Annotated in this window: 25 protein-coding genes and 2 pseudogenes; 16 read left to right on the forward strand and 11 right to left on the reverse strand. The window is 68.5% G+C overall.

The window, feature by feature from the left end; all coding sequences use genetic code 11:
- Positions 1-33: 33 nt before the first annotated feature.
- Positions 34-975 (reverse strand): electron transfer flavoprotein subunit alpha/FixB family protein, encoded by a 942-nt coding sequence (locus AC1RRV_RS01835; protein WP_492857870.1) that lies wholly within the window; start codon positions 973-975, stop codon positions 34-36.
- The gene (locus AC1RRV_RS01840) at positions 975-1721 is read right to left on the reverse strand and encodes an electron transfer flavoprotein subunit beta/FixA family protein (RefSeq protein WP_492857871.1); all 747 of its coding nucleotides are present in this window, start codon (positions 1719-1721) and stop codon (positions 975-977) included. The genes AC1RRV_RS01835 and AC1RRV_RS01840 overlap by 1 nt, the downstream gene beginning before the upstream one ends.
- 207 nt (positions 1722-1928) lie before the next feature.
- Here AC1RRV_RS01840 and AC1RRV_RS01845 point away from each other — a divergent pair, with 207 nt between their 5' ends.
- The gene (locus AC1RRV_RS01845; protein ID WP_492857872.1) at positions 1929-2192 is read left to right on the forward strand and encodes a hypothetical protein; all 264 of its coding nucleotides are present in this window, start codon (positions 1929-1931) and stop codon (positions 2190-2192) included.
- 121 nt (positions 2193-2313) lie between these two features.
- Positions 2314-2466 (forward strand): annotated as a pseudogene (locus tag AC1RRV_RS01850) (DUF559 domain-containing protein); the annotation flags it as partial.
- 67 nt (positions 2467-2533) lie between these two features.
- Here the strand turns inward: AC1RRV_RS01850 and AC1RRV_RS01855 are convergent.
- Together AC1RRV_RS01855 and AC1RRV_RS01860 are read right to left on the reverse strand one after the other, a co-directional pair.
- The gene (locus AC1RRV_RS01855; RefSeq protein WP_492857873.1) at positions 2534-3112 is read right to left on the reverse strand and encodes a cob(I)yrinic acid a,c-diamide adenosyltransferase; all 579 of its coding nucleotides are present in this window, start codon (positions 3110-3112) and stop codon (positions 2534-2536) included.
- Between the two features lie 40 nt (positions 3113-3152).
- Positions 3153-3353 carry a twin transmembrane helix small protein gene (locus AC1RRV_RS01860; RefSeq protein WP_492857874.1) on the reverse strand — a complete coding sequence of 67 codons (201 nt, stop codon included), beginning with the start codon at positions 3351-3353 and terminating at the stop codon, positions 3153-3155.
- A 364-nt stretch (positions 3354-3717) separates the two neighbouring features.
- Here AC1RRV_RS01860 and AC1RRV_RS01865 point away from each other — a divergent pair, with 364 nt between their 5' ends.
- From AC1RRV_RS01865 to AC1RRV_RS01875, 3 genes are all read left to right on the forward strand, one after another.
- On the forward strand, positions 3718-3942 hold the full coding sequence (locus AC1RRV_RS01865; protein WP_492857875.1) for a CC0731 family SpdR-regulated protein: 225 nt from the start codon (positions 3718-3720) through the stop codon (positions 3940-3942).
- On the forward strand, positions 3939-4586 hold the full coding sequence (locus AC1RRV_RS01870) for a TetR family transcriptional regulator (RefSeq protein ID WP_492857876.1): 648 nt from the start codon (positions 3939-3941) through the stop codon (positions 4584-4586). Before AC1RRV_RS01865 ends, AC1RRV_RS01870 begins: the two co-directional genes overlap by 4 nt.
- Before the next feature lie 79 nt (positions 4587-4665).
- Complete coding sequence (locus tag AC1RRV_RS01875) at positions 4666-5274, forward strand: TetR/AcrR family transcriptional regulator (protein ID WP_492857877.1); 609 nt, start codon at positions 4666-4668, stop codon at positions 5272-5274.
- A 16-nt stretch (positions 5275-5290) separates the two neighbouring features.
- Here the strand turns inward: AC1RRV_RS01875 and AC1RRV_RS01880 are convergent, their stop codons facing one another.
- Positions 5291-7768, reverse strand: a complete 2478-nt coding sequence (locus tag AC1RRV_RS01880) for a TonB-dependent receptor (RefSeq protein ID WP_492857878.1) — start codon at positions 7766-7768, stop codon at positions 5291-5293.
- A gap of 372 nt (positions 7769-8140) precedes the next feature.
- Between AC1RRV_RS01880 and AC1RRV_RS01885 the strand changes: the two genes are divergently transcribed.
- Positions 8141-9586: a class I adenylate-forming enzyme family protein gene (locus AC1RRV_RS01885; protein ID WP_492857879.1), complete on the forward strand. Its 1446-nt coding sequence runs from the start codon at positions 8141-8143 to the stop codon at positions 9584-9586.
- A 43-nt stretch (positions 9587-9629) separates the two neighbouring features.
- On the opposite strand, the gene AC1RRV_RS01890 is transcribed toward AC1RRV_RS01885, so the two are convergent.
- A complete protein-coding gene (locus AC1RRV_RS01890) occupies positions 9630-11807 on the reverse strand; it encodes a TonB-dependent receptor domain-containing protein (RefSeq protein WP_492857880.1) in 2178 nt (725 codons plus the stop codon).
- A 91-nt stretch (positions 11808-11898) separates the two neighbouring features.
- Here AC1RRV_RS01890 and AC1RRV_RS01895 point away from each other — a divergent pair, with 91 nt between their 5' ends.
- Positions 11899-12282, forward strand: a complete 384-nt coding sequence (locus AC1RRV_RS01895; RefSeq protein WP_492857881.1) for a BlaI/MecI/CopY family transcriptional regulator — start codon at positions 11899-11901, stop codon at positions 12280-12282.
- Positions 12275-13858, forward strand: coding sequence for a M56 family metallopeptidase (locus AC1RRV_RS01900; RefSeq protein WP_492857882.1), 1584 nt, complete (start codon positions 12275-12277; stop codon positions 13856-13858). The genes AC1RRV_RS01895 and AC1RRV_RS01900 overlap by 8 nt, the downstream gene beginning before the upstream one ends.
- Before the next feature lie 206 nt (positions 13859-14064).
- On the opposite strand, the gene AC1RRV_RS01905 is transcribed toward AC1RRV_RS01900, so the two are convergent.
- Complete coding sequence (locus AC1RRV_RS01905; RefSeq protein ID WP_492857883.1) at positions 14065-15684, reverse strand: serine hydrolase; 1620 nt, start codon at positions 15682-15684, stop codon at positions 14065-14067.
- A 65-nt stretch (positions 15685-15749) separates the two neighbouring features.
- On the opposite strand from AC1RRV_RS01905, the pseudogene AC1RRV_RS01910 reads away from it, so the two are divergent.
- Positions 15750-15888 (forward strand): annotated as a pseudogene (locus tag AC1RRV_RS01910) (hypothetical protein); the annotation flags it as partial.
- Positions 15889-15913: 25 nt separating this feature from the next.
- Here the strand turns inward: AC1RRV_RS01910 and AC1RRV_RS01915 are convergent.
- Positions 15914-17608, reverse strand: coding sequence for an acyl-CoA dehydrogenase family protein (locus AC1RRV_RS01915; protein ID WP_492857884.1), 1695 nt, complete (start codon positions 17606-17608; stop codon positions 15914-15916).
- 123 nt (positions 17609-17731) lie between these two features.
- Between AC1RRV_RS01915 and AC1RRV_RS01920 the strand changes: the two genes are divergently transcribed.
- Positions 17732-18358 carry a glutathione S-transferase family protein gene (locus tag AC1RRV_RS01920; RefSeq protein ID WP_492857885.1) on the forward strand — a complete coding sequence of 209 codons (627 nt, stop codon included), beginning with the start codon at positions 17732-17734 and terminating at the stop codon, positions 18356-18358.
- Between the two features lie 22 nt (positions 18359-18380).
- On the opposite strand, the gene AC1RRV_RS01925 is transcribed toward AC1RRV_RS01920, so the two are convergent.
- On the reverse strand, positions 18381-18683 hold the full coding sequence (locus AC1RRV_RS01925; protein ID WP_492857886.1) for a hypothetical protein: 303 nt from the start codon (positions 18681-18683) through the stop codon (positions 18381-18383).
- A 316-nt stretch (positions 18684-18999) separates the two neighbouring features.
- Here AC1RRV_RS01925 and AC1RRV_RS01930 point away from each other — a divergent pair, with 316 nt between their 5' ends.
- The 3 genes from AC1RRV_RS01930 (at position 19000) to AC1RRV_RS01940 (ending at position 22576) form a co-directional block, all read left to right on the forward strand.
- The gene (locus tag AC1RRV_RS01930; protein ID WP_492857887.1) at positions 19000-20478 is read left to right on the forward strand and encodes a M20 family peptidase; all 1479 of its coding nucleotides are present in this window, start codon (positions 19000-19002) and stop codon (positions 20476-20478) included.
- A 309-nt stretch (positions 20479-20787) separates the two neighbouring features.
- On the forward strand, positions 20788-21909 hold the full coding sequence (locus tag AC1RRV_RS01935) for a Rieske 2Fe-2S domain-containing protein (protein ID WP_492857888.1): 1122 nt from the start codon (positions 20788-20790) through the stop codon (positions 21907-21909).
- Between the two features lie 148 nt (positions 21910-22057).
- Positions 22058-22576 (forward strand): CPBP family glutamic-type intramembrane protease, encoded by a 519-nt coding sequence (locus AC1RRV_RS01940; protein ID WP_492857889.1) that lies wholly within the window; start codon positions 22058-22060, stop codon positions 22574-22576.
- 336 nt (positions 22577-22912) lie between these two features.
- Here AC1RRV_RS01940 and AC1RRV_RS01945 read toward each other — a convergent pair whose 3' ends face one another.
- A complete protein-coding gene (locus AC1RRV_RS01945; protein WP_492857890.1) occupies positions 22913-23470 on the reverse strand; it encodes an SH3 domain-containing protein in 558 nt (185 codons plus the stop codon).
- Between the two features lie 185 nt (positions 23471-23655).
- Between AC1RRV_RS01945 and AC1RRV_RS01950 the strand changes: the two genes are divergently transcribed.
- Both AC1RRV_RS01950 and AC1RRV_RS01955 read left to right on the forward strand, forming a co-directional pair.
- Positions 23656-23952, forward strand: coding sequence for an autorepressor SdpR family transcription factor (locus tag AC1RRV_RS01950; RefSeq protein ID WP_492857891.1), 297 nt, complete (start codon positions 23656-23658; stop codon positions 23950-23952).
- A complete protein-coding gene (locus tag AC1RRV_RS01955; RefSeq protein ID WP_492857892.1) occupies positions 23949-24323 on the forward strand; it encodes an ammonium transporter in 375 nt (124 codons plus the stop codon). Before AC1RRV_RS01950 ends, AC1RRV_RS01955 begins: the two co-directional genes overlap by 4 nt.
- Before the next feature lie 3 nt (positions 24324-24326).
- On the opposite strand, the gene AC1RRV_RS01960 is transcribed toward AC1RRV_RS01955, so the two are convergent.
- Positions 24327-24722: a DUF2200 domain-containing protein gene (locus AC1RRV_RS01960; protein ID WP_492857893.1), complete on the reverse strand. Its 396-nt coding sequence runs from the start codon at positions 24720-24722 to the stop codon at positions 24327-24329.
- 81 nt (positions 24723-24803) lie between these two features.
- Here AC1RRV_RS01960 and AC1RRV_RS01965 point away from each other — a divergent pair, with 81 nt between their 5' ends.
- A complete protein-coding gene (locus AC1RRV_RS01965) occupies positions 24804-25190 on the forward strand; it encodes a nuclear transport factor 2 family protein (protein WP_492857894.1) in 387 nt (128 codons plus the stop codon).
- Positions 25191-25294: the final 104 nt, after the last annotated feature.

Genomic DNA, 25294 nt, shown 5'->3' on the forward strand with positions numbered 1-25294 from the left:
CCTTTCCTTTGTCTGGGCCTTGCGGCCGGCGGCTTACTTCCCGGCGGCGGTCAGAGCGTCCATCAGCTCGGGCACGGCCGTCTTGTAGTCGGCGACCAGGCCGAAGTCGGCCACCTGGAAGATCGGCGCGTCGGCGTCCTTGTTGATCGCGACGATCACCTTGGAGTCCTTCATGCCGGCCAGGTGCTGGATGGCGCCCGAGATGCCGATGGCGACGTACAGCGCCGGCGCCACGACCTTGCCGGTCTGGCCGACCTGGTAGTCGTTCGGGGCGTAGCCGGCGTCGACGGCCGCGCGCGAGGCGCCGACGGCGGCGCCCAGCTTGTCGGCCAGCGGCTCGATCACGCGCTGGAACTCCTCGGCCGAACCCATGGCGCGACCGCCCGAGACGACGATCTTGGCCGCGGCCAGTTCCGGACGGTCCGACTTGACCATCTCTTCGCTGACGAAGCGGGTCTTGCCGGCGTCGGCGCCGCCGACAGTCTCGACCGAGGCCGAGCCGCCTTCAGCCGCCGCCGCGAAGGCGGTCGGACGGACGGTGATCACCTTCTTGGCGTCGGACGACTGGACAGTCTCCAGCGCGTTACCGGCGTAGATCGGGCGCACGAAGGTGTCGGCCGAGACGACCTCGACGATGTCCGAGATCGGGGCGACGTCCAGCTTGGCGGCGACGCGCGGCGCGAAGTTCTTGCCGCCCGAGGTGGCCGGAATCAGGATCGCGTCGTAATTGCCGGCCAGAGCCAGGACGGCGTCGGCCTGAGCCTCGGCCACGCCGTGGCCCAGGGCGTCGGACTCGGCCAGCAGGACCTTGCGGACGCCGGCGATCTTGGCGGCGGCGTCGGCCACGGCCTTGGCGCCCTTGCCCAGCACCAGCACGTCCACCTCGCCCGAGATCTTCAGGGCGGCGGTGACGGTCTTGTGGGTGCCGTCGCGCAGGTGCGCGTTGTCGTTATCGGCGACGACGAGAACAGCCATTACAGCACCCCCGCGGTGTTGAGCTTGGAAACTAGGTCAGCTGCGGACTCGACCTTGATGCCGGCCGAACGCTTGGCCGGCTCGGTCACCTTCAGCACCTTCAGGCGCGGAGCGATGTCGACGCCGTAGTCGGCGACCGCCTTCTGGGCGATCTCCTTCTTCTTGGCCTTCATGATGTTGGGCAGAGACGCATAGCGCGGCTCGTTCAGGCGCAGGTCGGCGGTGACGATGGCCGGCAGGTCGACGTCCAGGGTCTGGAGGCCGCCGTCGACTTCACGGGTGACCTTGGCGGTCGAGCCCGAGACTTCGATGGCCGAGGCGTAGGTGGCCTGAGGCCAGCCCAGCAGGGCCGACAGCATCTGGCCGACGGCGTTGTTGTCGCCGTCGATCGCCTGCTTGCCCATCAGGACCAGGTTCGGGCCTTCCTCGGCCACGACGGCCGCCAGCAGCTTGGCCACGGCCAGCGGCTCGGGATCGGCGTCGGTGGTGATCAGGACGCCCCGGTCGCCGCCCATGGCCAGCGCCGTGCGGATGGTCTCCTGGGCCTGCACCGGACCGATGCTGACGATGACGACCTCGGTCGCCACGCCCTTTTCCTTGAGGCGCACGGCTTCCTCGACCGCGATCTCGCAGAAGGGGTTCATCGACATCTTGACGTTCGCAAGGTCGACGCCGGTCTGGTCCGCCTTAACGCGGGCCTTCACGTTGTAATCGATAACCCGTTTGACCGGGACTAGGACCTTCATCGGTTTCCACCGCCTCCAGGCTGCTTTTTATCCTGCTTGCCAACCGACTTACCTCTTCGGCGCCGCAATGCAAGTTTCCCTTCGCGTAAACGTAATGCGATAAGGGTGTCGCCGTTCAAACAGTTGTACGATTTCCCGCTTCATGTGGCGCCGCGACACCGGCCGGGACCAATTCCCTTGGGCGCGGAAAGGCGCTAAGGGGCGGCCATGAACAAGACTTTCACCCGCCTGAAGTACATCTTCCTGGGCCTGTTCCTGCTCGGCAGCGCCGGCGTCGTCGCCTATCACAGCCTGTGGGTCTGGCCGAAAGAGAAGTGCGAAGCGCACGGCGGGGTCTGGGCCGGCAAGTGGCTGAAGTGCGCGGCGATCTATCCGATCGAGACCCTGACGCGCCGCCCCCCGAACACCCCGCCGCTCAACGGCCAGACGGATGCGCCGGCTCCGGCTCAGGCCGCTCCGGCGAAGAAGTAGAACTCCAAATCGGAATCCCTCTCTCTGAGAGAGAGGGAGGGGCCCACGCCGCAGGCGTGGGAGGGTGAGTGGTTTCACCGCTAGCCGGAAAATCCCGATTCCTTCGGTTGAGAGCCCTCGAGGCGAGGGGCGCGAGGACCATGACGATCGCCGGACTGAAGTTCTGGAGCGGTCTGGATATGTCGTCCTGAGATTTCCCAACGCGCGGGTCCTGGCCGATCCCGGCGGGACGGCGGATGACATTCTCGCGGTGCTTCGTTCGGCCAGGCTGTAACCACTCACCCTCCCACCGCTTCGCGGCGGGCCCCTCCCTCTCTCTCAGAGAGAGGGAATTCCCACCCCTACCGCGTCGCGCCGGGCTTCCACAGCACGTCGGCCTTGCCCTTGTCGTTGGTCCAGCGGGCCGCGACGAACAAGAGGTCCGAGAGCCGGTTCAGATATTTGATCGCCGGCTTGCCGACGATCTCGCCCTCCGTCTCCGACAGCGCCACGCAGGTCCGTTCGGCCCGGCGGCAGACGGTGCGCGCCACGTGCAAGGCCGCCGCGGCCGGCGACCCCGCGGGGAGCACGAAAGAGGTCAAAGGACTCATCTCGCCGTTCAGCAGGTCGATCTCCTGCTCCAGCCGGTCGACCTGGCTGTCGACGATGCGCAGCGGCTCCCAGTCGGGCTTGCCGTGCTGCTCGGGCGTGGCCAGGTCCGCGCCGAGGTCGAAGAGGTCGTTCTGGATCCGCTCGAGGATAGCGTCGAGCGTCGCGTCGCCCGCGGTGTGCTGTCGCGCCTGGCCGATGGCGGCGTTGGTCTCGTCGACCCCGCCATAGCTCTCGACCCGCAATGAGGCCTTGCTGACCGGGGCTCCCGTGGCCAGGCGGGTCGAGCCGCCGTCGCCGGTGCGCGTATAGATGCGGTTCAGCGTGACCATCGGTCGCGTACTCCCGTTCGGCGAATGAGGTTAGGCCTGATCAGCCCTTACGCCACCAGAAGGCGGCGGCGACCAGGACGATGATGGCGATGAACTGCAGAAGCACGCGCAGCCGCATCAACTTGTTCGAATAGGAGCGGCCGAAATCGCCCCCACGAAACAGGGCGTACAGGCCGACCCCCAGGGCGATCAGAACCGCCAGGAGCGCGGCGGGGACGAGAAAGTCGAACAGGTGGTTCATGGCGCCCAGAATAGGGCGCTGGCGCCGGCTGCGCCATAGAGCCCGGAGCCCGTAAGGGACCGGCCCCCTCAGCCCTCGCATTTGGTGCGACGCGACTCGATGACCACTGTCCGTTGAGTAAATTCGCCGAACCTGTTCGTTGAGTGCATTTGTCGCAGTGACGCTTTGAGAACGCTCCCATATCTATGCCGTACGCCAAAGTTCGGCGATTACGGTTCGATTTCGCGGTTGCAATGGCTGCCCCCTAGCGTTATTGCCCCCGCTTCCTATTTGATAGTGCGCGTTCGTTGAACATGATCACCCTCCCCCACCGCGGATCGTTCAACGCTTTCATCCACCCCAGCGGGGAGCAGGAGATAACCGCATGAGCGCTCGCCTAGCGACCGCCGCCGCGCACTCCGCGTCCGATCGCGAAGAGGCCCTGGCCGAAGTCCGTCAGCTGATCACCGACCTGCGCGACGCCGCGCAAGACGGTCGCCAGCTGGCCCGCCGTTACGCCGACGTTCTTCAGAACGTCGTCGACGAATATTGCATCGAATTCGAGAAGCGCGCCGAAGCCGCTCTCGCCCGCCTGGAGGCCGCCGCATGAGCTTTGTGTCCGTCAATATCGAGTCCGCCACCGAAACTCCGGTGAAGCTGACCCGCCGGGCCCTGGCCAAGCAGCGCACCCGTGAGCGCGTTCTGGCCGCCGCCCGTCAGCTGTTCAGCGAGCGCGGCTACGAGGGCGCCACGATCCGTGACATCGCTCAGGCCGCTGGCATGTCGACCGGCGCCGTGTTCGCCAGCTTCGCCGACAAGTCGGAGCTGTTCGAAGAAATCCTGACCGCCGACTACGAAGTCATCTACGCCCAGATGACCCAGGCCTCGCGCACCGCCAAGACGATCGACGAAGCCCTGCTGGGCCTGTTCGGCATCGCCTACGGCTTCCACGTCGAGCAACTGCCGCTGCTGCGCGCCAGCATCGCGGTGTCGTGGACGCGTTCGGAAGCCGCCGAGCGTCGCGCCCGCACCGACCTCAAGCACATCTTCCGCCTGATCGCCGATGCGCTGCAGCGCGGAGTCGACGAAGGTCAGTTGAAAAAAGATATCGACGCCAAGCTTCTGGCTGAGATCACCTGGGACGTGTATGTCGCCAACTACCGCCGCGCCGTCTATGACGGCTGGTCGGTTGAGGCTCTGCTGGCGCGACTTTCGGATCAACTGAAAGTCATCTTCGCGGGCGCCCGCGCTTAAACCCGAAGACGCTCCGTCCGGAGGGGGGCGGAGCGTTTTCGATTCAACAATGACGCTAGCGTGTTCGAGGGGGACGTGCGTGGGCGTAAGAGATGATCAGAAGGCGGCGACTCGCGAGAAGGTTCTCGAAGCCGCGCGCGACCTGTTCAACGAGGTCGGCTACGAGGAGACCACCATCCGCGCCATAGCGGAGCGGGCGGGTGTCTCGGTCGGCAGCGTGTTCACGACCTTCGCCTCCAAGGCGGAGGTGCTCAGCCATGTCATGACGCATCGCCTGGACGAGCTCTATGCCGAGTTCGACCGGGTCGTGCCGTTCCTGCGCGGCAGCACGGCCGATCGCCTGTGCTCGATCTTCGCCATCCATTATGAGTTCGAGACCCGGCGGGCCAAGCTGTTCCTGGCCCACGTCGCGGCCTCGTACAATCCCAGCAACGACCCGGGCGTCACGCCCTACGGTCGCAATCCGCGCCTGACCCAGATGCTGCTGGACGTCCTGGACGAGGGCGTGCGCAAGGGCGAGGTCCGCGCCGATATCGACCTGGCCTTGATCGTCGACACCCTTAAGGCCGCCTATGCCTGGAACTACCGCATGAGCGCGGCGGCGGGCGGCAACCTGCCGGCGGCCGAGATGTCCGCCGTCATGGACCGCCAGATCGGGGTGATCGCCGAGGCGTGGCGGCCGCGCTAGGCGGCCGCGGCCCGCTCTACGGACGGATCGTCACCGCGACGCCCAGCAGGCGACGCTCGCCCGGCACATAGGTCGGCAGGCCGAAGTCGTCGCCGGAATTGCCGGCGTCCTTCAGATAGCGCCGATCCAGCAGGTTGCGGCCGAAGAGCTCGGCCGACCAGCTCCGGCTCGGGGCCACCCAGCGTAGCCGGGCGTCGAGCAGGCCGTAGCCCTCCTGCGTCTTGTCGCGCTGGAGCACCGGCACCAGGGTTCCCGACTGCAGTTTGGGATTGTCGTTGTCGTCGTTGAAATAGACGCGCGAACGCCAGCTCCACGACGGCGCGAACTCCAGCGACCCGTTGGCCAGCGCGTGCCGCGCCACGCCGCTGAGCAACAGGGTATGATCGGGCGCGAGACGCAGGTGGTTGCCGTCATAGAGGCCGGTCTCGAACCGGGCGTGCGAATAGGCGTAGGCCGACCGCAGGTCCAGCCAGGCCGCCGGCCGCCAGCGCGCCTGGACCTCCGCGCCCACCGCCCGCGCCTTGCCCGCGTCGTCGACGAAGAAGCGCGTGCCCTGCTGGATCGTGGTCTGGAAGTGGTCGTAGCGATAGGCGTAGGCGGCGCTTTCCAGGATCAGGTCGCCCAGGCGGGCCTTGGCGCCCAGCTCGAACGAGTCGAGCGTTTCGGAGGCGGCGCGATCGAACCGCACCGGGCCGTTCGGCGCGGCCGGGCTCTGCGGCGAGACCACTTCCGGCCGACGACCTCGGGCGTAGGTCGCATAGAGGCTGCCCTCGCCCGGCAGGGCGTAGCGCAGCGAGGCGCGCCAGCTGCCGCCGCTGTCGCGGCTCTTGTCGAACTCCATCGCCGAGGGCTGGTAGGCCAGGCCCAGGACCGGGACCGGGAAGCTCGCCGACGGCGGAATGAACGGCGCGCCGGGTACCGAGAGGGCGCCCAGCAGGCCCGACCGGCCGGGCTCGGTCATGGACAGCGCGCCCAGGAAGCCGGCCAGGGTCGAGCGTTGCAGCGACCACGACTGGAATCGCGTGGTCTTGTCGCCCTGGGTCCAGCGCGCGCCGAGCGACAGAGTCAGCTTGTCGGTCAGGGCGTAGGAGACGTCGCCGAACAGGTCGTAGCTCTCGCCGTCGACGCCGTTCAGCCCACCCTCGCGATGGTTGGTCAGCAGGTTGCCCGCGATGGCGCCCGCCTGGGGCGCCGACAGGGCGAAGCCGGACGCGCCGGCCATGCCGCGCAGCAGCAGGGCCGCGCCGGCCGTCGAGCGGTACTGCGCCAGCGGGCCGGCCACCGGATTGGTGCGGTCCAGGCGATTGGTCAGCAGGCCCAGCAGCAGGAACTCGTCGACCTGGACATCGACCCTCTGGCGGCCGCGCTCGAGGAAGACATTGGCGCCGACGAAGCCGGTCAGGCGGTCGCGCGTGAAGTTCAGGCGCGTCTCATTGCTGTATTGCTCGTAGCGCGAGGCGTCGACCGAGCCCAGGACCGGGAAGCTGAAGCCGTCCAGGTCGTAGATCTCCGACGTGGTGAACCGCCGCCAGGCCAGGTTCTGCGACAGGGACCAGGCGCCGCCGGGCGTGTAGTCCGCCAGCCAGGTGGCGCCGACGACCGTGCGGCGCAGGCCCATCGGGCGGCCGCCTTCGAACCCCGCCGGCGAGGCGAGGGCGGCGGCGCTGAAGCTGCTGAGATCGCCCAGCACCGTCCCGGTGACCGGATCCGACGGCAGGAAGGTCCGCGACTTGGTCGACTGTCCGTCGGGCGTATCGCGCTCGTAGTTGAGGATCAGGTCGCTGCGGAAGCTGTCCGACGGCCGCCAGGCCAGCAGGACCCGTCCGGCGCCGGTCTGGACGCTGTTGAGCGCCGGGCCGCCGAGCAGGTTCTCGACGCCGCCGTCCTTCTCGCGGTAGCGGAAGGCGGCGCGCAGGGCGAGCGTCTCGCCCAGCGGGGTGTTGAACATGCCCTCGGCGGCGCGATAGCCCTCGCCGCCGGCTTCCAGTCGCAGCCGCCAGTCGTGGGCTCCCAGCTCGGCCTTGTGCTGGATGAAGTGGATCGCGCCGGTCAGGGCGCTGCGGCCGAACAGCGTGGTCTGCGGACCGCGCGCGACCTCGACCCGTTCCAGGTCGAAGAGCTCGACGAAGGCGCCGCGCTGCTTGGCGATCGACACGCCGTCCTGGAACACAGCCACGCGGGGCTCGGCGATCGCCGCGCCGTCGTCGGTGGTGATGCCACGCACGACATAGCCGGAATTGGCGGGGGACTGGCTCTGAACCACCAGGCCTGGCGTCATCGCCGCGATGTCCCGCACGTCCTGGACGCCGAAATCGTCCAACGCGCCGGCCGAGAACGAGATCAGCGCGATCGGCGCCGACAGGCGGCTCTCCGGGCGCTTTTCCGCGGTGACCACCAGTTCCTCGACGTCGTTCCGCTCCTGGGCCAGGGCGGAACCCGCCGCCGCGCTGAAGGCCAGGCTCAGCAGGGCGGTTCTGTGGAGGGTGGATCGCATGGTCGTCGACAGGCTCGCGAACAGAAGGAGTGAGCTTGGTATGTCCCCCGCCCCGTCTGATCAATGGCGAAGCTGAACGTTGATATCGCTTTTTCGGCCACAGCTTCCGTCGCCTACCAGACAGTAATGGTGAAGCTGGCGAAAGTGTCCGCCCCCACGGGAGGTGCGATCTCGATTTTCACGTTGACTACGGGCGACGACGGAGCTGTCTCAAAGGGCTCGAAGGTCGAGACACCTTTGTAAAATCAGTCATTTCGCCCGCACGGATACCACTTGGTCCGCGATTCGGAGAATTGCGTTATTTGGGTCTTGCCCAGTCGGGGTTGGGGCTGCGATATCGCGCTCTAGTTGGTTCTTCGCGAAAGGCTTCCAGTGTTCGAACGGCTTATTCCGTATCAGTCCGTCCGCGTGCCCGAGGACGCCGCGATCGTCCTGCCCCAGCAGATCTGGAGCTACGCCACCGTCGGATATTTCGTGGCTCGGTTCACCGCCAAGCTCTCGGACCAGATCCAGCCCGGCCAACGCGTCCTGATCGACGTGGCGCACCTTGGCGTCCACTGGGTCGTCACCTTGGCGGTCGAAGCCTTGGGCGGCGTGTCGATCTCATTCCCGGGCCTGCCGATCTCGGCCGGGGTGCTGGCCTATTCGGGCGCGGACCATGTGATCGTCGAACGCTCGCTCGACTTCGAGGCCGACAAGCCGGTCACGCTGATTGATGAAGCCTGGGTCACGGAGGCCAAGGCCGATCCGCGCCAGCCGCCGCCCCCGCGCGAACGCAAGCCGGACGACGACGCGCGCATCGTGGTCACCTCGGGCACCACCGGCGCCAACCGCATGATCATGCTCAGCCGGGGCATGCTGGACCTGCGGATCAGTCACGCGGTGCTGAGCCAGGTCTTCGCCAAGTCCAAGCCGCGCGTGGTGTCCGAGATCGGCCCCGGCTCGATCGGCGGCGTGATGATGGGTCTGGCCGCGTGGGCGGTGGGCGGGGCGATCTGCCAGCGCGACCCGGCGCTGACCTGGGCTGAGACCCTGGACCAGATGCAGATCGACGCCCTGGTCCTGGCGCCCATCCAGCTGCAGATGATGCTGGCCAGCCTGCCCGAGGGCTACAAGGCCCCCGAAGGCATGGCTCTGTTCGTCGCGGGCGGCAGCCTGTCGAAGCCGCTGATGGAGGCGACACGCGCCAAGCTGACGAACAACATCGTCCTGACCTACGGCGCCACCGAGACCGGCAGCGTGGCGATCGGCCATGCCGACATGCTCGAGGGCTACGAGGACGGCGCGGGCTTCATTCAGCCCTGGGCCGAGGTCGAGGTCATCGACGGGGAGGGCCAGCCGCTGCCGGCCAATACGCTCGGGGAGATCCGCGTTCGCGGGGCCGAGGTGGTCGAGGGCTATTTCGATGGAACCGGCGATCCCGAACGGGCGTCGTTCAAGGACGGCTGGTTCTATCCGCGCGACCTGGGCTTCGTCTCCTCGGCGGGTGTCCTGAAGGTGCTGGGCCGCCTCGACGACCTGCTGCATCTGGGCGGCGACAAGATCCTGCCCTCGCGCCTCGAAGAGTGGGCGCTGGCGGTCCCGGGCGTCGCCGACGCGGCGGCCTTCTCGCTGCCGAACGACATGGGTCTTCAGTCCGCCTGGGTGGCCTATGTGAAGAAGGGCGACCTCGACGTCGCCGCGCTCCAGGCGCGCCTGGAAGACAACCTGAAGCGGCCGGTGCGCGTGCTCGAGATCCCGGCGGTCCCGCGAAACGCCTTGGGCAAGATCGTCCGCGGCCAGCTGCGCGAGATCGGCGCGAAGGCGCTCGCGGGCTGATGCGACACGGGCGAGCGGTCCAGCCGCTCGCCCGCCTTGCCGCCTATTGCGGCGGACCGCCGGGGCCCTGGAAGTCGAAGCTGGGATCCTTGCGGCCCTTCCCGGTCCCGAAGGTCCAGGCCAGGGTGACCCGCAGCATGCGGGCGTCGACGTCGCGGACGATCAGGCTCTTCAGGTTGGGCGTGTCGATCACCTGCTTGTCGCGGAAGACGTTCAGGAAGTCCTGGGCGGTGACCAACAGCGACAGCTGGTCGTTGATCTTGCGGCGATAGCCGAAATCGATGCCGGTGGCCGGCATGGCGTAGCCTTGGGCCGTCAGGCGCTTGCCCGAGACAAAGCCGTTGATCTGCAGCAGGTCCTTGGGCGTCGCCTGCCAGCTGATGCTGCCGCGCGCCTGGGAGGTGAAGGCCGAACGCTTCCCGGGGAAGCCCAGATTGGAGCCGTCCAGCTCGACCCAGAAGGTGTTGCTGCTGATGTTGTAGGTCAGCTTGGGCGTCAGCTTGCCGTTCAAGACCAGCTCCAGCCCGCCGTTGCGGGTCTGGGCGACATTGGCCCGGGTGGTGACGAACACGCCGCCGCCGCTGTCGGTGACCACGTCGGTCACCACCTTGTTGTTGTCGCGATAGTAGAGGGTCGCCAGGGCCGTCAGCGGCGCCTTGCGATACTGCCAGCCCAGCTCGAACGAGTGGGTCTGCTGGGGCTTCAGGTTCGGATTGCCGATCCTGTAGTTCAGCGGGTCCAGCAGGAACGGCACGGGGTTCAGGTCGAACGGGCCGGGGCGCTGCAGGCGCTGGCTGTAGCTGGCGGTCAGCTTCTGCTGGTCGTTCAGCTTGTACGACAGGTGCAGGCTGGGCATCAGGTTGGTGGTGTCGTTGTCATTGCGGCTGCCCAGGGCCGTCAGGTCCAGCTTCGACTGCTCGAAACGCAGGCCCGCCAGCACCGTCAGCTCGCCGACCGGGCGCTCGTAGGTGACATAGGCCTGGCTGAGCTGCTGCTCGTACAGGAACTGGCTGGTCAGGCCCGGATCCACGACCAGGCCCGGCAGGGACGGGCCGCGCAGGCCGATATTGGTGTAGCCGTTGTCGTCGAACTGCAGGTCGAAGCCGAGTTTCAGGGTCTGGCCCGACCCCATCGGCCGGACATAGTCGCCCTTGAAGTCGGTCTGGCGGGTGTCGTAGCCCAGCCGCTGCTGGTCGAAGGCGCTGGTGGCCGTCGGCCGGGTCCCGACCGTGTGGCCGGTGCGGGTGCGGTTGTCGTCGACCCCGTCATAGCTGAGCTTCAGGGTCAGCTGGTGGCCCTCGCCATCGAAGCGGCGAACCAGATTGCCGCTGATCGCGCCGTTGTCGCGCTTCTGGCGAATGGTCAGGTCGCGACCATAGGCCTGGATCACCGCGCCGGTCGCGTCCTGGCGGGTGGTGTCGGCATTGGCGTCGACGGCCAGCTGGAAGCGGCTGAGGCGCGCCTCGCCGCCGATGCGCAGCTTGTCGGTGACGTCGTAGTCGACCGTGACCTGGCTGGTCAGGCTCTGGAAATCGAAGTTGGTCGCGCCCTTGGTCTCGCTGTCGAGATTGGCCTGCTGGCGGCGCTCGTAATCGACCTGGTCGGCGAAGTCCTGGCGGTAGTTGATGTCGGCCGAGGCCGACAGCTTGCCGCTGTTGTAGCCGACATTGCCGGAGAGGCCGCTGCGGCCATGGTCGCCGCCGGTGACGCGCACCGAACCCGTGCGGCCGCCGCCCTTGGCCTTCTTGGTGATCAGGTTGATGACCCCGCCCGTGCCTTCCGAGCGGAACTCGGCCGAGGGGTTGGTGATCACCTCGACGCGGTCGATGCGCTCGGCCGGCATCTGCTGCAGCGCCTGGCCGCGGCCCTCGCCCTGGAACAGCCCCGAGGGCTTGCCGTCGATGAGGATGGTCACCGACGGATCGCCGCGCAGGCTGACATTGCCCTGCACGTCGACCTCGACCGAGGGGACGTTGCGCAGGGCGTCGGCGATGGCGCCGCTCTGGGCCGACAGGTCGCTGGCGACGCTGTAGCTGCGGCGGTCGATCGACGTCCGCACCGGCGCGGCGTCGGACGTCACCGTCACGGCGCTGACGCCTGTCGGCGTCTCGGCCGGCTTCGGCGCCTGCTGGGCCTGTTGAGCCTGGGGCGCGGGCGCCGGCGCCGGCGTGGCGGCGGCTTGGGTGGCGGCGAGCAGGACCCCGACGAGACCGATGGACAACTTGAACTCCCCCACAAGTCGCTGGCGAAGGCGACGGATTGAGTTAGGATACAGCTGTATTTTGATCTAGAATACAAATGTACTTTCGGTAATGCGGAGCAGCCTCGTGCGGATATCGGGCGCCGAGAGCCAGATCATGGAAGCGCTGTGGCGCTGCGGTCCCCTGACGCCGGACGGCGTGGTGGCGCAGGTGGGCGAGGTCCACGACTGGGCGCCCGGCACGGTGAAGACCCTGATCACCCGCCTGCTGAAGAAGGGCGCCATCGCCGGGGCGCGCGAGGCGGGCGGCTATCTCTATCGCCCCCTGATGTCGCGCGACGACTATGTCCAGTCCGAGAGCCAGAGCCTGGTCGACCGCCTGTTCGGCGGCGAGGTGGCGCCGTTGGTCGCACACTTCGCGCAGCACCGGTCGCTGAGCGCTAAGGACGTCAAGCTGCTCAAGGATCTGATCGCGGACATCGAAGACGATGGGTGACCTGCTCGCCGACCTGCTCTCCACCCTGCTGAACGCCAACCTGGCGCTGGCCGTGGCGGTCGCGGTGGTGATGGCCGCGCGGCTGCCGGTCCGTCGCCTGTTCGGCGCGCGGGTCGCCTATGGCCTGTGGATGCTGCCGCCGCTGGCGGCCCTGGCCATGCTGGTCCCGGCGCGCGTGGTGACGGTGACCGTGCCCACCTTGCCGACCCGCGTCCGGCCGCCCCCGGGCGAGGTCATGGTCGATCCGGCGGTCCTGGCCGGCGGTCCGCTGGATCCTCGGGAGCTGACCGCGGTCCTGTGGCTGGTCGGCATGGGCGCCAGCCTGGCGTGGCTGGCCTGGCGTCAGGTCCAGTTCGCCCGCGCCGCGCGGGCCGGACGCGCCGGGCCGGCGGTGGTCGGGGTGCTGCGGCCGCGCGTCGTGATCCCGTCCGACTTCGATGAACGCTACACCCCCCGCGAGCGCGAGGTGGTGCTGGCCCACGAGCAGACCCACGTCGCGCGCCGCGATCCGCCGGTGAACGCCCTGCTGGCCCTGGCCGCCTGCGTGAACTGGTTCAATCCCGCCGTCCATGTGATGGGTCGCTGGCTGCGCATCGACCAGGAACTGGCCTGCGACGCCCGCGTGGTCGCCGCCTATCCCAAGGCCCGCAAGGCCTATGCCGAGGCCATGCTGAAGACCCAGCTGGCGGCGCGGCCGCTGCCGCTGGGCTGCCATTGGGCGGCGCATCCCCTGACCCAGCGCGTGCGGCTGCTGTCGCGGCCCGCCCCCAGCCGCGCCCGTCGCCTGGCCGGCGTCGTCCTGACCCTGCTGCTGAGCGGAGCCGGCGCGGGCGTGGTCTGGGCCGTGCGTCCGCCCCAGGTCGAGCTGGCGCTGGAGACGCCCTTGGCCGCGTCCGTGATCGATCCGGCGACGCGCCCGCGTCCGGTAGCGCCCAAGGCGCCGATCGCCCCGGCGCCTCCGCGTCCCGGCGCCGTCGCGCCCGCCCTGGCCGAGGTGGCCGACGCGGCCGCGCGCGCCGCGATGACGGCGCCGACTCCCGAGGCCGGCCCGGCCCTGGTCGACCCGTCGGCCATGAAAATCCTGCCGTTGGCGCCGTCGGTCGGCCCGCGCAAGCTGCGGATCATCCACGCGGTCGCCGACCGGTCCGTCGTCGAGCCCGGCTCGGCCGTGCGCGTGGTGGCCAGCGGCGTCGCGCCGGACGGCGTGCCGCTGTGGGGCGACTTCACCGCCTTCGGTTCGCAGCGGATCTTCCGCAAGGGTTATTACGAGCTGGGCGAGAGTCGCTATTCGCTGTTCACCAGCGTGGTCCAGGAGGGCGGCCGCCTGATCGTCACGGTCAGCCTGGGCCGTGAGTTCCGCCCCGAACTGACCGGTACGATCGACCTCGCGCCCGGCCAGACCGGCGTCCTGAAGCTGCCGACGGGCCAGGCGTTCGTGGTCACCGCCACCGTCCGCCCCGAAACCCCCGACGAGATCGAGGAAGGCCGCCAGATGATGGCCTTCCGCGACGCCTTCGAGCGGGTGCGGCCGGGCTTTCCGCGACCGGAACGCCCGGAACGTCCCGAGCGGGGCTAGGGCGGACAGGCGCTCACCGCGGACTCAAAAATCCCCGCCTTCCTGGGCCTTGTGCCCAGGACCCATCGTTCCGGTTCAGCTGCCTGGGGTCCGAGCTCTGGGACCTTCGGCCGCGCTTGCCTGTAGACTCCGCGCAGCCTCGCGCATGGATCCTAGGCACAAGGCCTAGGAAGGCGATGGATTGGGGCTGGGCGGCGGTTTAGGCCTCACCCCACCTTGGCCAGCCGCAGATCCTGGTAGTCGAAGCTGAAATCGGCCAGGGGCGAGACCGCGCGGACCAGGGCCGAGACGACCTTGCCGTCCTTCAGGTCGAAGCTGAAGAAGGCGTCCTCCTGGGTGCGGTCGTCAAAGACGGTCTTGAAGGTCTCGCCGTCGAAGGCCTCGAGCTTGCCGCGCAGCAGGGGCGTCTTGTCGAACGAGACGTGCAGGCCCTGCTTCTTGGCCTTGCCCTTGCCGCTGCTGACCACGGTGATCGTCACCGTGCCGTACCAGGGATCGCGATAGACGCCGGCATAGGCCTCCAGCGGCAGGCTGGGCTTGGCGCCGCTGGAGGGCGTCGTGGCCTTGGCCGCATCCTTGATGGTGTTGGCGTCGGCCTCGGCCTGGACCCGCTTGCTGGACGCGATCCAGTCGAAGTCGCTCCGCCCCTGCAGCCGGTCGGGACCGCCGTAGCGAAGGGAGCGCAGAACCGGGTTCTCCTCGGCGTTGGTCATCACCATGATGCCGGACTTCCGACCGGGCAGCAGGCCGGTATACGAGATGAAGCCGGCCAGGCCGCCGGTGTGCCACAGCAGACGCTCGCCGCGATGATCCTGGACGAACCAGCCCAGGGCGTAGGCTTGCATCGAGGGACGTACGGGGTTCTCCGCGACCGGGCCGTCGGTCGAGGTGGTGATGGTCTGCGGCTTCCACATCTCCTTGGCCTGCGCCTCGCTCCACAAGCGCTTGCCGTCGGCCGAGAGGCCCAGGCCCAGCTGGACCTGCATCCACTTGGCGATGTCCTTGGGCGTGGAATTGACCCCGCCGGCGGGACCGGCCGCGTCGAAGCTGGCGTCGAAGGGCAGGACGGTCTGCGGACCCAGGCCGCGCACCGGCGGACCCAGGCGGCAGTGCGGTTCGGCGCGATGGGCGCGGTCGACGAGGGCGGGGCTGGAGACCGTGTCGGCCATGCCCAGCGGCTGGAAGATCCGGGCCTTGATGACCTGCTCCCAGGTCTGGCCGGTGACCGCTTCGATCAGGGCCCCGGCGGCGACATAGAGGACGTTGTCATAGGCGTAGCCGCCCCGGAACTGGCTGCCGATCGGCAGGTACCTGAGGCCCGCCACGATCTCGGCGCGGGTGTGGGTCGGCGCCGGCCAGATCATCAGGTCGCCCGCGCCCAGGGTCAGGCCGCTGCGGTGGACCAAGAGGTCGCGGACGGTCATCAGCTTGGTGACCACCGGGTCGCTCATCTGGAACGACGGCATGTACCGGGTGACCGGCGCGTCCCACTCGACCTTGCCCTCCTCGACCAGCATGGCCAGCAGGGCGGCGGTCATGGCCTTGGTGTTCGAGGCGATGCCGAAGGCGGTGTTCTCGTCGACCTTGTCCTGGGCCCCCAGCCGCTTGACGCCATAGCCCTTGGCCAGGGTGACCTTGCCGTTCTCGATCACGGTGACGCCCAGGCCCGGCTGGTCGGGGAAACCGGCCATGACCTCCTGGGCGAACTTGTCGACGGCCGCGCCGACCGCGCCGGTCTCCTGGGCGAAGGCCCGGTTGCCGAACGCCGCCAGACCCGTGGTCGCGAAGGCCGAGAGGAGGGCGGTGCGGCGGGTCGTGGCGAGCATGAGCGATCCTTCGAATGGAAGGCTCACGCTATGCTGATGCTTGAGGGGACGGCAAGGCCGCAAATATCGACCTCTCGCGCCCGCCTTTCACGTGTCATCCCGGCCGCAGCGAAGCGGAGAGCCGGGACCCGGGGGCCGCCGCACTGCCGCTCGCCCCTGGGTCCCGGATCGGCCCTGCGGGCCGTCCGGGATGACGAGGGGTTTTGTGGCTGGGGCTCAGACGCCGGTGCTAGTTCCCGCCGTCCAGCAGTCGCCGCGCGATGACCTGGGCCTGGATCTCGCCCGCGCCCTCGAAGATGTTCAGGATCCGCGCATCGGCCAGCAGGCGGCTGGCCGCATACTCCATCGCGAAGCCATTCCCGCCGTGGATTTGCAAGGCGTTGTCCGCCGCCGCCCAGGCCACGCGGGCGGCGATCAGCTTGGCCATGCCGGCCTCGAGGTCGCAGCGCTTGCCCTCGTCCTTCTGGCGGGCGGCGTAATAGGTCAGCTGGCGCACGCCCATGATCTCGGCGGCCATCATGGCCAGCTTGTTGGAGACGCGCGGGAACTCGAAGATCGCCTGGCCGAACTGCTGGCGGTCCAGGGCGTAGCCGAGGCCGGTCTCCAGCGCGGCTTGCGCCACGCCCACGGCGCGGGCGGCGGTCTGGATGCGAGCGCTCTCGAAGGTGGCCATCAGCTGCTTGAAGCCCTGGCCCGGAACGCCGCCCAGCAGGTTCTCGGCCGGAACCGTGAAGCCGTCGAAGCCGAGCTCATATTCCTTCATGCCGCGATAGCCGATCACCCCGATCTCGCCGCCGCTCATGCCTTGGGCCGGGAAGTCGTCGCCCTCCACCCCGCGCGGCTTGGGGGCCAGCAGCATGGAGAGGCCCCGATAGTCGGTGGTGGCCGGGTCGGTGCGGACCAGCAGGGTCATGACGTCGGCGCGAGCCGCGTGGGTGATCCAGGTCTTGTTCCCGGTCACCACATAGGTCTCGCCGTCCAGCACGGCGCGCGTGCGCAGGGACCCGAGGTCGGAGCCGGTGTTCGGCTCGGTGAAGACGGCGGTCGGCAGAATCTCGGCGCTGGCGATGCGGGGCAGCCAATATTCCTTCTGGGCGTCGGTGCCGCCGGTCAGGATCAGCTCGCCGGCGATCTCCGAGCGGGTGGCGAGGGACCCCACGCCGATCCAGGCCCGCGACAACTCCTCGGAGACCACGCACATGGCGGTCTTGCCCATGCCGGAGCCGCCGAATTCCTCGGGGATGGTCAGGCCGAACACGCCCAGGGCGCCCAGCTCCTCCACCAGTTCGATCGGGATCAGCTGGTCCTTCAGGTGCCACTCGTGGGCGAAGGGGGTGACCTTTTCCTCGGCGAAGGCGTGGAACTGGTCGCGGATCATCTCGAAGGTTTCGTCGAGGCCCGTATATTCCAGCGTCGGGCGCCCGCGCGCCTCGGCCAGGCGCTGGGCGACGCGGGTCTTTACGGCTTGCGTGCCGCCCTCGACCATCAGCTTCATGATCCCGTTGGAGAACAGGCGGTTCATCACCCCGCGGTCCTCGACCAGGTGGGCCGGGCGGACGATCTCGCCCTGGTTCATCGGCACGCCGCCGATCAGCTGGGCGCAGTATTCGGAGAACAGCAGCTGGGCCAGCAGGGCCTCGATCTCGCCGAACCGGCCTTCGCCCTGAAGGCGCTCGGCCCAGCCGGCGACCTGGTTCATCAGCTCGGCATAGGCGGCGTACCAGCCATAGCCGTGGACGCGATGCTGGTGGACGTCGGCCAGCTTGCGGTCGATCTTGCCGCCACTCGGAGCGATGTGGGCCAGCACCTGCGGCTTGGCCTCGGCCACGAACAGCCCGGCCGCATCGGCGGCTTCGCGCAGCAGGCCGATGAGCCCAGGCAGGATGAGAGTCTCGGCCGTGTTCTGGCTTGCCGTATGCGTCATGCTTGCTCCCCTCGGCCAAACAGTTGTTTCTGGGCCAAACAGTTGTTTTCTTTCACTGTGGCTTCTTTCGCACCTGCGAGCAATGCCGCAGTGCAGCATAAAATGCATAAAAGGGGAAGAAACGTGCTCACGGTCCACCACCTGAACGAGTCGCGCTCGCAGCGGATCCTGTGGCTGCTGGAGGAGCTGAACCTCCCCTACGAGATCGTCTTCCACACCCGCGATCCCAAGACCCGCCTGGCCCCGCCGTCGCTGACCGCGATCCATCCGCTGGGTAAGTCGCCGGTGATCGTGGATGGCGAGATGACGGTGATCGAGTCCGGGGCGATCATCGACTATGTGATCCGCCGCCATGGCGAAGGCCGCCTGTCGCCCGACGCGGCCAGCGCCGACTACGACCGCTACCAGCAGTGGCTGCACTATGCCGAGGGCTCGGCCATGCTGCCGCTGATGCTCAACATGTATGTCGGCCGCCTGGGCGAGGCCGGCGCGCCGCTGCACCCGCGCATCCAGGACGAGATCGCCAACCACCTGTCGTTCGTCAATGACAGCCTGGCGGGGCGGGCGTTCTTCGTCGGTGAGACCCTGACCGGCGCCGACATCCAGATGAGCTTCGTCCCCGAGGTCGCCAAGGCGATGGGCAAGCTGCCCGACTATCCGCACATGGCCGCCTGGATCGAACGGATGCACGCCCGGCCGGCGTGGAAGACGGCGCTGGAGAAGAGCGGGCCCTACGCGCTGGGGGCGTGAGGTTTCAAGGCTGAGCGCCTCCTCACAATCGCCCGCGTCCGCCGCCCTTCAGCCGGTCCAGCCCGCGCGGCGGGCGGCCTTCGGGGTCTGGTTCGGCGGCCAGCGTCGCGAACAGGTCGGCGCGGGCGGCCTTTGGCGGGGCCACCATGGTGGCGATCTTCCGAGCCGTGCCGGCCAGCTCGCCGCAGGCCTTGGCCCGGTCGCGAGCCTTGCGGATCAAGGCCGGGTCGTCGCTGGTCTCGATGATCGCCCAGGCGGCGTCGAGGGCGGCCATCAGCTTGGCCTGCACACGCGCGCACCAGGTTTGCGGGGAGGATTGGGTCATGCGTCCAGCTTGGGGCCGGGCGGGAGGCCGGGGATAAGAAACGTGCGTTTTCCTGTAAGGGGCTGAATTCGTTGCGAAGGGGCGGGAAAAGCACGGGGATTGATCCTCCCCTCCCGGGGGAGGTGCCCCAGAGGGCCGGAGGGGGCTTCACGGCGTGGGCCGAGCTGCCCCCTCAGTCGGCTTCGCCGACAGCGCCCCCAGCGGGGGAGCATCGCCCTGTGGATAACTTTCCGCCGCCGGCCAACCCAACGGCAGCATTGCCAGCCGCCCGCGCCCGCCGCACAGTCGCGCCCAACAAGTGTTCGGGGAGGTTTCGATGGGCGTCGGGGGCAGGATCGCGCTGACCGCTGTGGGTCTGGTGCTGGCGATGGCCGGCGTGGTCGCCGTGCGGACCGCCACCTTCAAGGCGCCGGCCCAGGTCGATCCGAGCTCGGTGAAGCTGGCCGCTGGACGTCCGCTGGACGTCGGCAAGGCCGCCGGCCACCTGGCCGAAGCCGTCCGCTTCCAGACCGTCAGCCACCAGGACAGGGCCGACGACCAGCCGGCCGAGTGGGACAGGCTGCACGCCTGGCTGCAGGCCACCTATCCGACGGCCCACGCGGTGATGACCCGCGAGGTCGTGGCCGAGCACACCCTGGTCTACACCTGGCCCGGCTCGAACCCGGCCCTGCCGCCTATCGTGCTGATGGCCCACCAGGACGTGGTGCCGGTGACGCCGGGCAGCGAGGGCTCGTGGACCCATCCGCCGTTCGACGGCGTGGTGGCCGACGGCGCCGTCTGGGGCCGGGGCTCGATCGATGACAAGGGCTCGCTGGTCACCCTGTTCGAGGCGCTGGACGCCGTCGCCGCCAGCGGCTTCAAGCCGACCCGCACCGTCATCGTGGTCAGCGGCCATGACGAGGAGGTGCGCGGCGTCGGGGCCCGCGCCGCCGCGGCCCTTTTGAAGTCGCGTGGGATCAAGGCCCAGTTCGTGCTGGACGAGGGCATGGCCGTGGTCGCCGACCACCCGGTCACCGGCAAGCCCGCCGCCATCATCGGCACGGCCGAGAAGGGCTATGCGACGATGAAGGTCGAGGCCAAGGCCGTCGGCGGCCACAGCTCGGCCCCGCCCAAGGACGGCGGCGGCGTCGTCACCCTGTCGCGCGCCGTGACGGCGATCAACGACCACGCCTTCCCGATGAGGTTCCAGGGGCCGGGGGCGGACATGCTGAAGGCCATCGCTCCGCACTCCAAGCCGGTGGTGAAGATCTTCGCCGCCAACACCTGGCTGTTCGCGCCGCTGCTGGTGAAGGTCACCGCCAAGACCTCGGCCGGGGCGGCCATGCTGCACACCACCATCGCCCCGACCATGCTGAAGGGCTCGCCGAAGGAGAACGTCCTGCCGCAGGACGCCACGGCCTGGATCAACTACCGCATCGCCCCGGGCGACACCTCGGCCACGGTGATGGCGCGGGCCAAGGACGCGGTCGGCAAGCTGCCGGTCGCGCTGTCGTGGACCAAGACCCCGGACGAACCCTCGGCCGTGTCGTCCACCGAGTCGGAGGCCTGGAAGACCCTGGCCGGCCTGGCCGCCGACGAGAGCAAGGCCCCGGTCGTGCCGGGCCTGGTCACCGCCGGCACCGACAGCCGCTACATGGGCGGGGTGGCCAGCGACGTCTATCGCTTCCAGCCGCTGGTGCTGAAGGTCGAGGAGACCAAGATCATCCACGGCACCGACGAACATATCAGCCTGGACAATGTCGAGCGGATGGTGCGGTTCTACCAGCGTCTGGTGGAGACGGCCGCGTCGCGGTAGGGGTTTCTGTCGCGATAGCGGGTTCTCTCAAGCGTCCCTTCCACTTGCCTTCCCAGGCCTTGTGCCTGGGACCCATGACAGGGCCGGGCTCGGGTCATCCGAAGTGACGTCGTCAGCGTGATTGCGCGCAGTCCAACGGTTGGGCGGCTGAACGATGGATCCCAGGCACGAGGCCTGGGAAGGCGGGCGTTGTTTGTCAAAAGGTTGGATCGCCACCCAGCCTGCTTAAGCTTAAGCGTGACGGATAGGCCCGAGTGCGCGACACTCGGCGTCAGTGACGACGTTCACAAACCCACGTTAGAAGCCTTCATGCCTCCCGCCGACGATGTACCCCTGCTGAGGGCCAAGCCCGCGACCAAGCCGCCGCTCGACCGGTTCGGCGAAGGCTTCGTCTGGGACGCCTGGTACGTGGCCTGCCTCTCGCCCGACCTCAAAGCCGGCAAGAAGGAGAAGCGCGAATATCTGGGCGAGCCGGTGCTGCTGGGCCGCACCCGCGCGGGCCAGGTCTACGCCATTCGTGACATCTGCCCCCACCGCGCCGCGGCCCTGTCGGCCGGGCGCGTGCATCGCGAGGCTGACGGGACCGACAGTGTCGAGTGCCCCTATCACGGCTGGCGCTTCGGGCCGGACGGGTCCTGCAAGGCGATCCCGTCCCTGACCGGCGACAGCGACTTCGACATCTCCAAGGTGCGGGTGCGCCGCTATCCGACCGTCGAGAGCCAGGGCCTGGTGTGGATCTGGATGTCCTCGGACCCGCGCTTCGACAGCGAGCCGCCGGAGGCCCCGCCCGTCATTCCGGGCGTCGTGGGCGGCAAGCCCAAGCTGGTCGACCACCTGGACTACGACATCCATATCGACCACGCCGTGCTGGGCCTGATCGACCCGGCCCACGGCCCGTACGTCCATCAGCAATGGTGGTGGCGGACCAAGACCAGCCAGCACGAGAAGAAGAAGCGCTTCGCCCCGTCCGAGGCCGGCTTCACCATGGTGCGGCACGAGCCGTCCAAGAACTCCAAGGCCTACGCCATCTTGGGCGGCGAGCCCCTGACCGAGATCACCTTCCGCCTGCCGGGCCTGCGCTGGGAGCACGTGACGGTGGGCAAGAAGCATGTGCTGGCCCTGTCGGCCATGACGCCGATCAACGCGGGCCAGACCCGGATGAACCAGATCATCTGGTCGGACCACTGGGCCTTCACGGCGCTGTATCCGATCATCCGGATCGCCGCCCGCGCCTTCCTGCGCCAGGACGGCGCCATCGTCGCGGCCCAGACGCCGGGGCTGAAGCAGAACCCGCCGCTGATGTGGGTGGGTGACGCCGACCAGCAGGCCCGCTGGTACCACCAGTGCAAGCGCGAATGGGCCGCCAGCCGCGGAGAAGGCCGGGCCTTCGTCAATCCGGTGAAGGATTCGACGCTGCGGTGGCGGACTTAGGCCTTCCCTCTCCCCTTGCGGGAGAGGGTGGCCCGCGGCGCGGGTCGGGTGAGGGGTCGCGCTCCGCTGTCGGACAGTCCTTTCAACCCCTCATCCGTCAGCTACGCTGACACCTTCTCCCGCAAGGGGAGAAGGAAGTAGTCGGGGAATGGCGCTGCGCTTCAAAATCTACCGTACCCGCCTCGTCACCAGCCTCCGCACCCTGCCCACCGCGCGCGGCTGGGCGTTCTGCCTGGCCGTCTCGGCCGCCACGCTGGCGACCATGTTCGCTATCGGCTTCACCACCGGCTTCTACCGCCTGCAGCCCGCCGAGCCCGGCCTGGCCCTCCGCCTGCTGACCGTGTTCTTCATCCCCGCCCTAGGCGAGGAACTGCCGTTCCGAGGCCTGCTGACGCCCGGTCCCGGCGAGAGCCGCCGACCGGGGCTGGCGATCGCCGTCTCCACGGCCCTCTACACCCTGTGGCACGTCGTCGAGGCCCTGACCTTCCTGCCCTCGGCCGCCCCGGTCTTCCTGCGCCCTGACTTCCTGGCCTGCTGCGCGGTGCTGGGCCTGGGCTGCGCGGTGATGCGACTGAAGACCGGCTCGCTCTGGCCCGCCGTGATCTTGCACTGGGCGCTGGTGGTGATCTGGCAGACCTGGCTGGGCGGGATCAGCGCGCTCGGCTGAGTCCTGGCCTGAAGATTACGTCGCGGACAGAACCGCGTTCGTCGATCTAACAGAAGGTTCACTGGGTTCCCGCGTCAGGCGAGCGTATGGCTGGCGCCGACATCCAAGGACGCGAGCCGATGAAAGCCCTCACCATTCGCCTGACCCTGGCCGTCGTCATGACCGCCCTGGCGGTGACGGCGGTCCTGGCTACGCCCCACTAGCTACGCTCCACTGGGGCCACACCCTGGCGAGCGCCCACGAAAAAGCCCGCCCGGTCAGATACGCGACCGGGCGGGCTCTCTTCGAAACGCGGCCAGAGGGACGGAGCGGACGCGCTCCGAAAAGCCCTAGCCTTTAGGCGCGGTAGACGTAGGCGCTCGAGACGTAGCCGACGCCGACGCCGTCCTGGCCGACCAGGATCCACTTGCCGTCACCGGTGCGGCCCAGGGCCTGGAAGGTCGTGCCCGAGCTGACCGAACCCAGCTTGGAGCCGCTGGTCGACGCCGCGGCGCGCAGGTTGACGGTCGAACGGGTGACCATCTTCTTCTCGATCTTGACCAGCGGAGCGGCCTGGACGGTCTGGGCGTAGCGATAGCCGCCCGACTTGTAGATCCCGCCGACCTCCTTGGCCGCGTCGCTCTTCTGCATGCCGCAGCCGACCGCCGAACCGGCGCCCGCGCCGACGACAGCGCCGATGGCCGTGCCCGTGCCGCGATCGCCCTTGCCGGCGATCTTGTTGCCGGCGACGGCGCCCAGCAGACCGCCGACGACAGCGCCGACCTCCTGCTTGGAGCCCGAGGCCTTGCAGCCGACGACGCCGGCGCTGGCTTGCGGCGCGGCGGCCATCGTCATGACGGCGGCGGCGGCGCCCAGGGTCAGGGTGATCGTCTTGATCTTCGTGGTGATGGTCATGGTCTTCGTGTCCCTTTTGAGATGTGTCCGGGGTCAGCAACCCCGTGAGACAGACCATGACAGGGCCAAGCTGAACGGTTGCGCGGCCGGCCTTGGCAGATTTCGTTCATGTTGAAAAAAGTTGGCGCGCGGCCTCCGAACGATCGTCGCTTGACTCGTTTAGATGATTAGCTAATCGTCTCATCATGAGCCAGGTGTTCAAGGCCCTTTCCGATCCCACGCGCCGGCGGGTGCTGCAGCTCCTGCGCAAGGGGCCGATGAGCGCGGGCGAGCTGAGCGATCAGTTCGACGTCTCCAAGCCGACCATGTCGGCGCACTTCGCGGTGCTGAAGGAGGCCGACCTGGTCCACGCCGAGAAGGCCGGCAAGTCGATCATCTATCACCTGAAGCTCTCGGTGCTCGAAGAGGCGCTGCTGGGCTTCGTCCATTCGTTCGGCCTCGGCGCGGAGGCGCCGGAGCCCAACAAGGAGGTCGCGGAATGAACAAGGAAGTGGCTGGAAGCCTCGCCTGGGCCGGCGGCATGATCGGCCTGGCGCTGGCCGCGACGGTGGCGCGCAAGCTGGGCTATATCGACGGCGAAACGGTGACCCGGGTGGTCGGCCTCAACGGCCTGATGATCGCCTGGTACGGCAACCGGATGCCCAAGGCCTTCGTCCCTAGCGCCGCCGCGCGCCAGATCAAGCGTGTCGCGGGCTGGTCCATGGTGCTGAGCGGGCTGATCTATGCCGGACTGTGGGCTTTCGCCCCGATCTCGGTGGCGGTCGCGGGCGGCTGCGGCGCGATCATCGCCGGATGGGTGGTGACCCTGGGCTATTGTCTATTGCTACGAGCCAAGGCGAAGGCGAAGGCCTAGCGGTCACCCGCGCAGGATCTTGCTCATCGCCTTGCCCTTGGCGAGCTCGTCGATCAGCTTGTCCAGGTAGCGGATCTCGCGCATCAGCGGCTCGGCGACCTCCTCGACGCGCACGCCGCAGACCAGGCCCTTGATCTCGGCCCGCGCCGGGTTCAGCCGAGGCGCCTGGGCGAAGAAGGTCTCGAAATCGGTCTTCGCCGCGATCTGGGCGTCGAACTCTTCCGGGCTGAAACCGGTCAGCCAGAGGATGATTTCCTCGACCTCGGCCCTTGTGCGTCCCTTCCTCTCCGCCTTGGTGACGTAGAGCGGAAAGACGCTGGCGAAGCTGGTCGTGTAGATCCGGTGCTTGGTCATCACGGCGCCCAGTGTCGGCGCCTGGCGGCGAGACGCAAGAGGCATGCCTCGGCCTCGGCGACTGCTGACAGTCCCTGGCGAGGGTGGCGGCTAGATCGTTCGGGTCAGCCCCCCCGCGAGGAAGCCATGTCCAATACCGTCGGCGAGATCGTCGAGGCCTATGCGCGGGCCTGGAAAGCCGGCGACCTGGCGGCCCTGGTGGCCTGCTATCACGACGACTTCACCCTGTACTACGCGGGGCGCAATTCGCTGGCCGGCGTCCACCAGGGCAAGGCCAAGGCCCTGGCCGTGCTGGCCGAGGTGTCGCGCCGGACCAACCGCCAGTTGGTCGAGATCGCCGACATCCTGGTGGGCCGCGACCGCGCCGCCATCCTGGCCCGCGAGCGCTTCAGCCGCGACGGCCGCGAGGCGGTGGTCGAGCGCCTGCTGGTCTATACGGCGAGGGAAGGGCGGCTGGATCGCTGCTGGGTGCATGAGAGCGACCAGGCGCTGGCGGACAGTTTCCTGGCGTAGGGGGCGTGCATCGAAATCCGTGTCATCCCGGCCGGAGCGCGCAGAGCCGGGCCCCAGGGGGTGACGAAGCGCGGTGCGCGCCGCCCCTGGGGCCCGGATAGCCT

The organism is Caulobacter sp. GW821-FHT11E10 (assembly GCF_058808375.1).

Bases quoted from the DNA above. Each gene is read 5' to 3' on its own strand.
- AC1RRV_RS01835 (WP_492857870.1), bottom strand. From the start codon at position 975: ATGGCTGTTCTCGTCGTCGCCGATAACGACAACGCGCACCTGCGCGAC.
- AC1RRV_RS01840 (WP_492857871.1), bottom strand. From the start codon at position 1,721: ATGAAGGTCCTAGTCCCGGTCAAACGGGTTATCGATTACAACGTGAAG.
- AC1RRV_RS01845 (WP_492857872.1), top strand. From the start codon at position 1,929: ATGAACAAGACTTTCACCCGCCTGAAGTACATCTTCCTGGGCCTGTTC.
- AC1RRV_RS01855 (WP_492857873.1), bottom strand. From the start codon at position 3,112: ATGGTCACGCTGAACCGCATCTATACGCGCACCGGCGACGGCGGCTCG.
- AC1RRV_RS01860 (WP_492857874.1), bottom strand. From the start codon at position 3,353: ATGAACCACCTGTTCGACTTTCTCGTCCCCGCCGCGCTCCTGGCGGTT.
- AC1RRV_RS01865 (WP_492857875.1), top strand. From the start codon at position 3,718: ATGAGCGCTCGCCTAGCGACCGCCGCCGCGCACTCCGCGTCCGATCGC.
- AC1RRV_RS01870 (WP_492857876.1), top strand. From the start codon at position 3,939: ATGAGCTTTGTGTCCGTCAATATCGAGTCCGCCACCGAAACTCCGGTG.
- AC1RRV_RS01880 (WP_492857878.1), bottom strand. From the start codon at position 7,768: ATGCGATCCACCCTCCACAGAACCGCCCTGCTGAGCCTGGCCTTCAGC.
- AC1RRV_RS01895 (WP_492857881.1), top strand. From the start codon at position 11,899: ATGCGGAGCAGCCTCGTGCGGATATCGGGCGCCGAGAGCCAGATCATG.
- AC1RRV_RS01900 (WP_492857882.1), top strand. From the start codon at position 12,275: ATGGGTGACCTGCTCGCCGACCTGCTCTCCACCCTGCTGAACGCCAAC.
- AC1RRV_RS01905 (WP_492857883.1), bottom strand. From the start codon at position 15,684: ATGCTCGCCACGACCCGCCGCACCGCCCTCCTCTCGGCCTTCGCGACC.
- AC1RRV_RS01915 (WP_492857884.1), bottom strand. From the start codon at position 17,608: ATGACGCATACGGCAAGCCAGAACACGGCCGAGACTCTCATCCTGCCT.
- AC1RRV_RS01925 (WP_492857886.1), bottom strand. From the start codon at position 18,683: ATGACCCAATCCTCCCCGCAAACCTGGTGCGCGCGTGTGCAGGCCAAG.
- AC1RRV_RS01930 (WP_492857887.1), top strand. From the start codon at position 19,000: ATGGGCGTCGGGGGCAGGATCGCGCTGACCGCTGTGGGTCTGGTGCTG.
- AC1RRV_RS01935 (WP_492857888.1), top strand. From the start codon at position 20,788: ATGCCTCCCGCCGACGATGTACCCCTGCTGAGGGCCAAGCCCGCGACC.
- AC1RRV_RS01940 (WP_492857889.1), top strand. From the start codon at position 22,058: ATGGCGCTGCGCTTCAAAATCTACCGTACCCGCCTCGTCACCAGCCTC.
- AC1RRV_RS01945 (WP_492857890.1), bottom strand. From the start codon at position 23,470: ATGACCATCACCACGAAGATCAAGACGATCACCCTGACCCTGGGCGCC.
- AC1RRV_RS01950 (WP_492857891.1), top strand. From the start codon at position 23,656: ATGAGCCAGGTGTTCAAGGCCCTTTCCGATCCCACGCGCCGGCGGGTG.
- AC1RRV_RS01955 (WP_492857892.1), top strand. From the start codon at position 23,949: ATGAACAAGGAAGTGGCTGGAAGCCTCGCCTGGGCCGGCGGCATGATC.
- AC1RRV_RS01960 (WP_492857893.1), bottom strand. From the start codon at position 24,722: ATGCCTCTTGCGTCTCGCCGCCAGGCGCCGACACTGGGCGCCGTGATG.
- AC1RRV_RS01965 (WP_492857894.1), top strand. From the start codon at position 24,804: ATGTCCAATACCGTCGGCGAGATCGTCGAGGCCTATGCGCGGGCCTGG.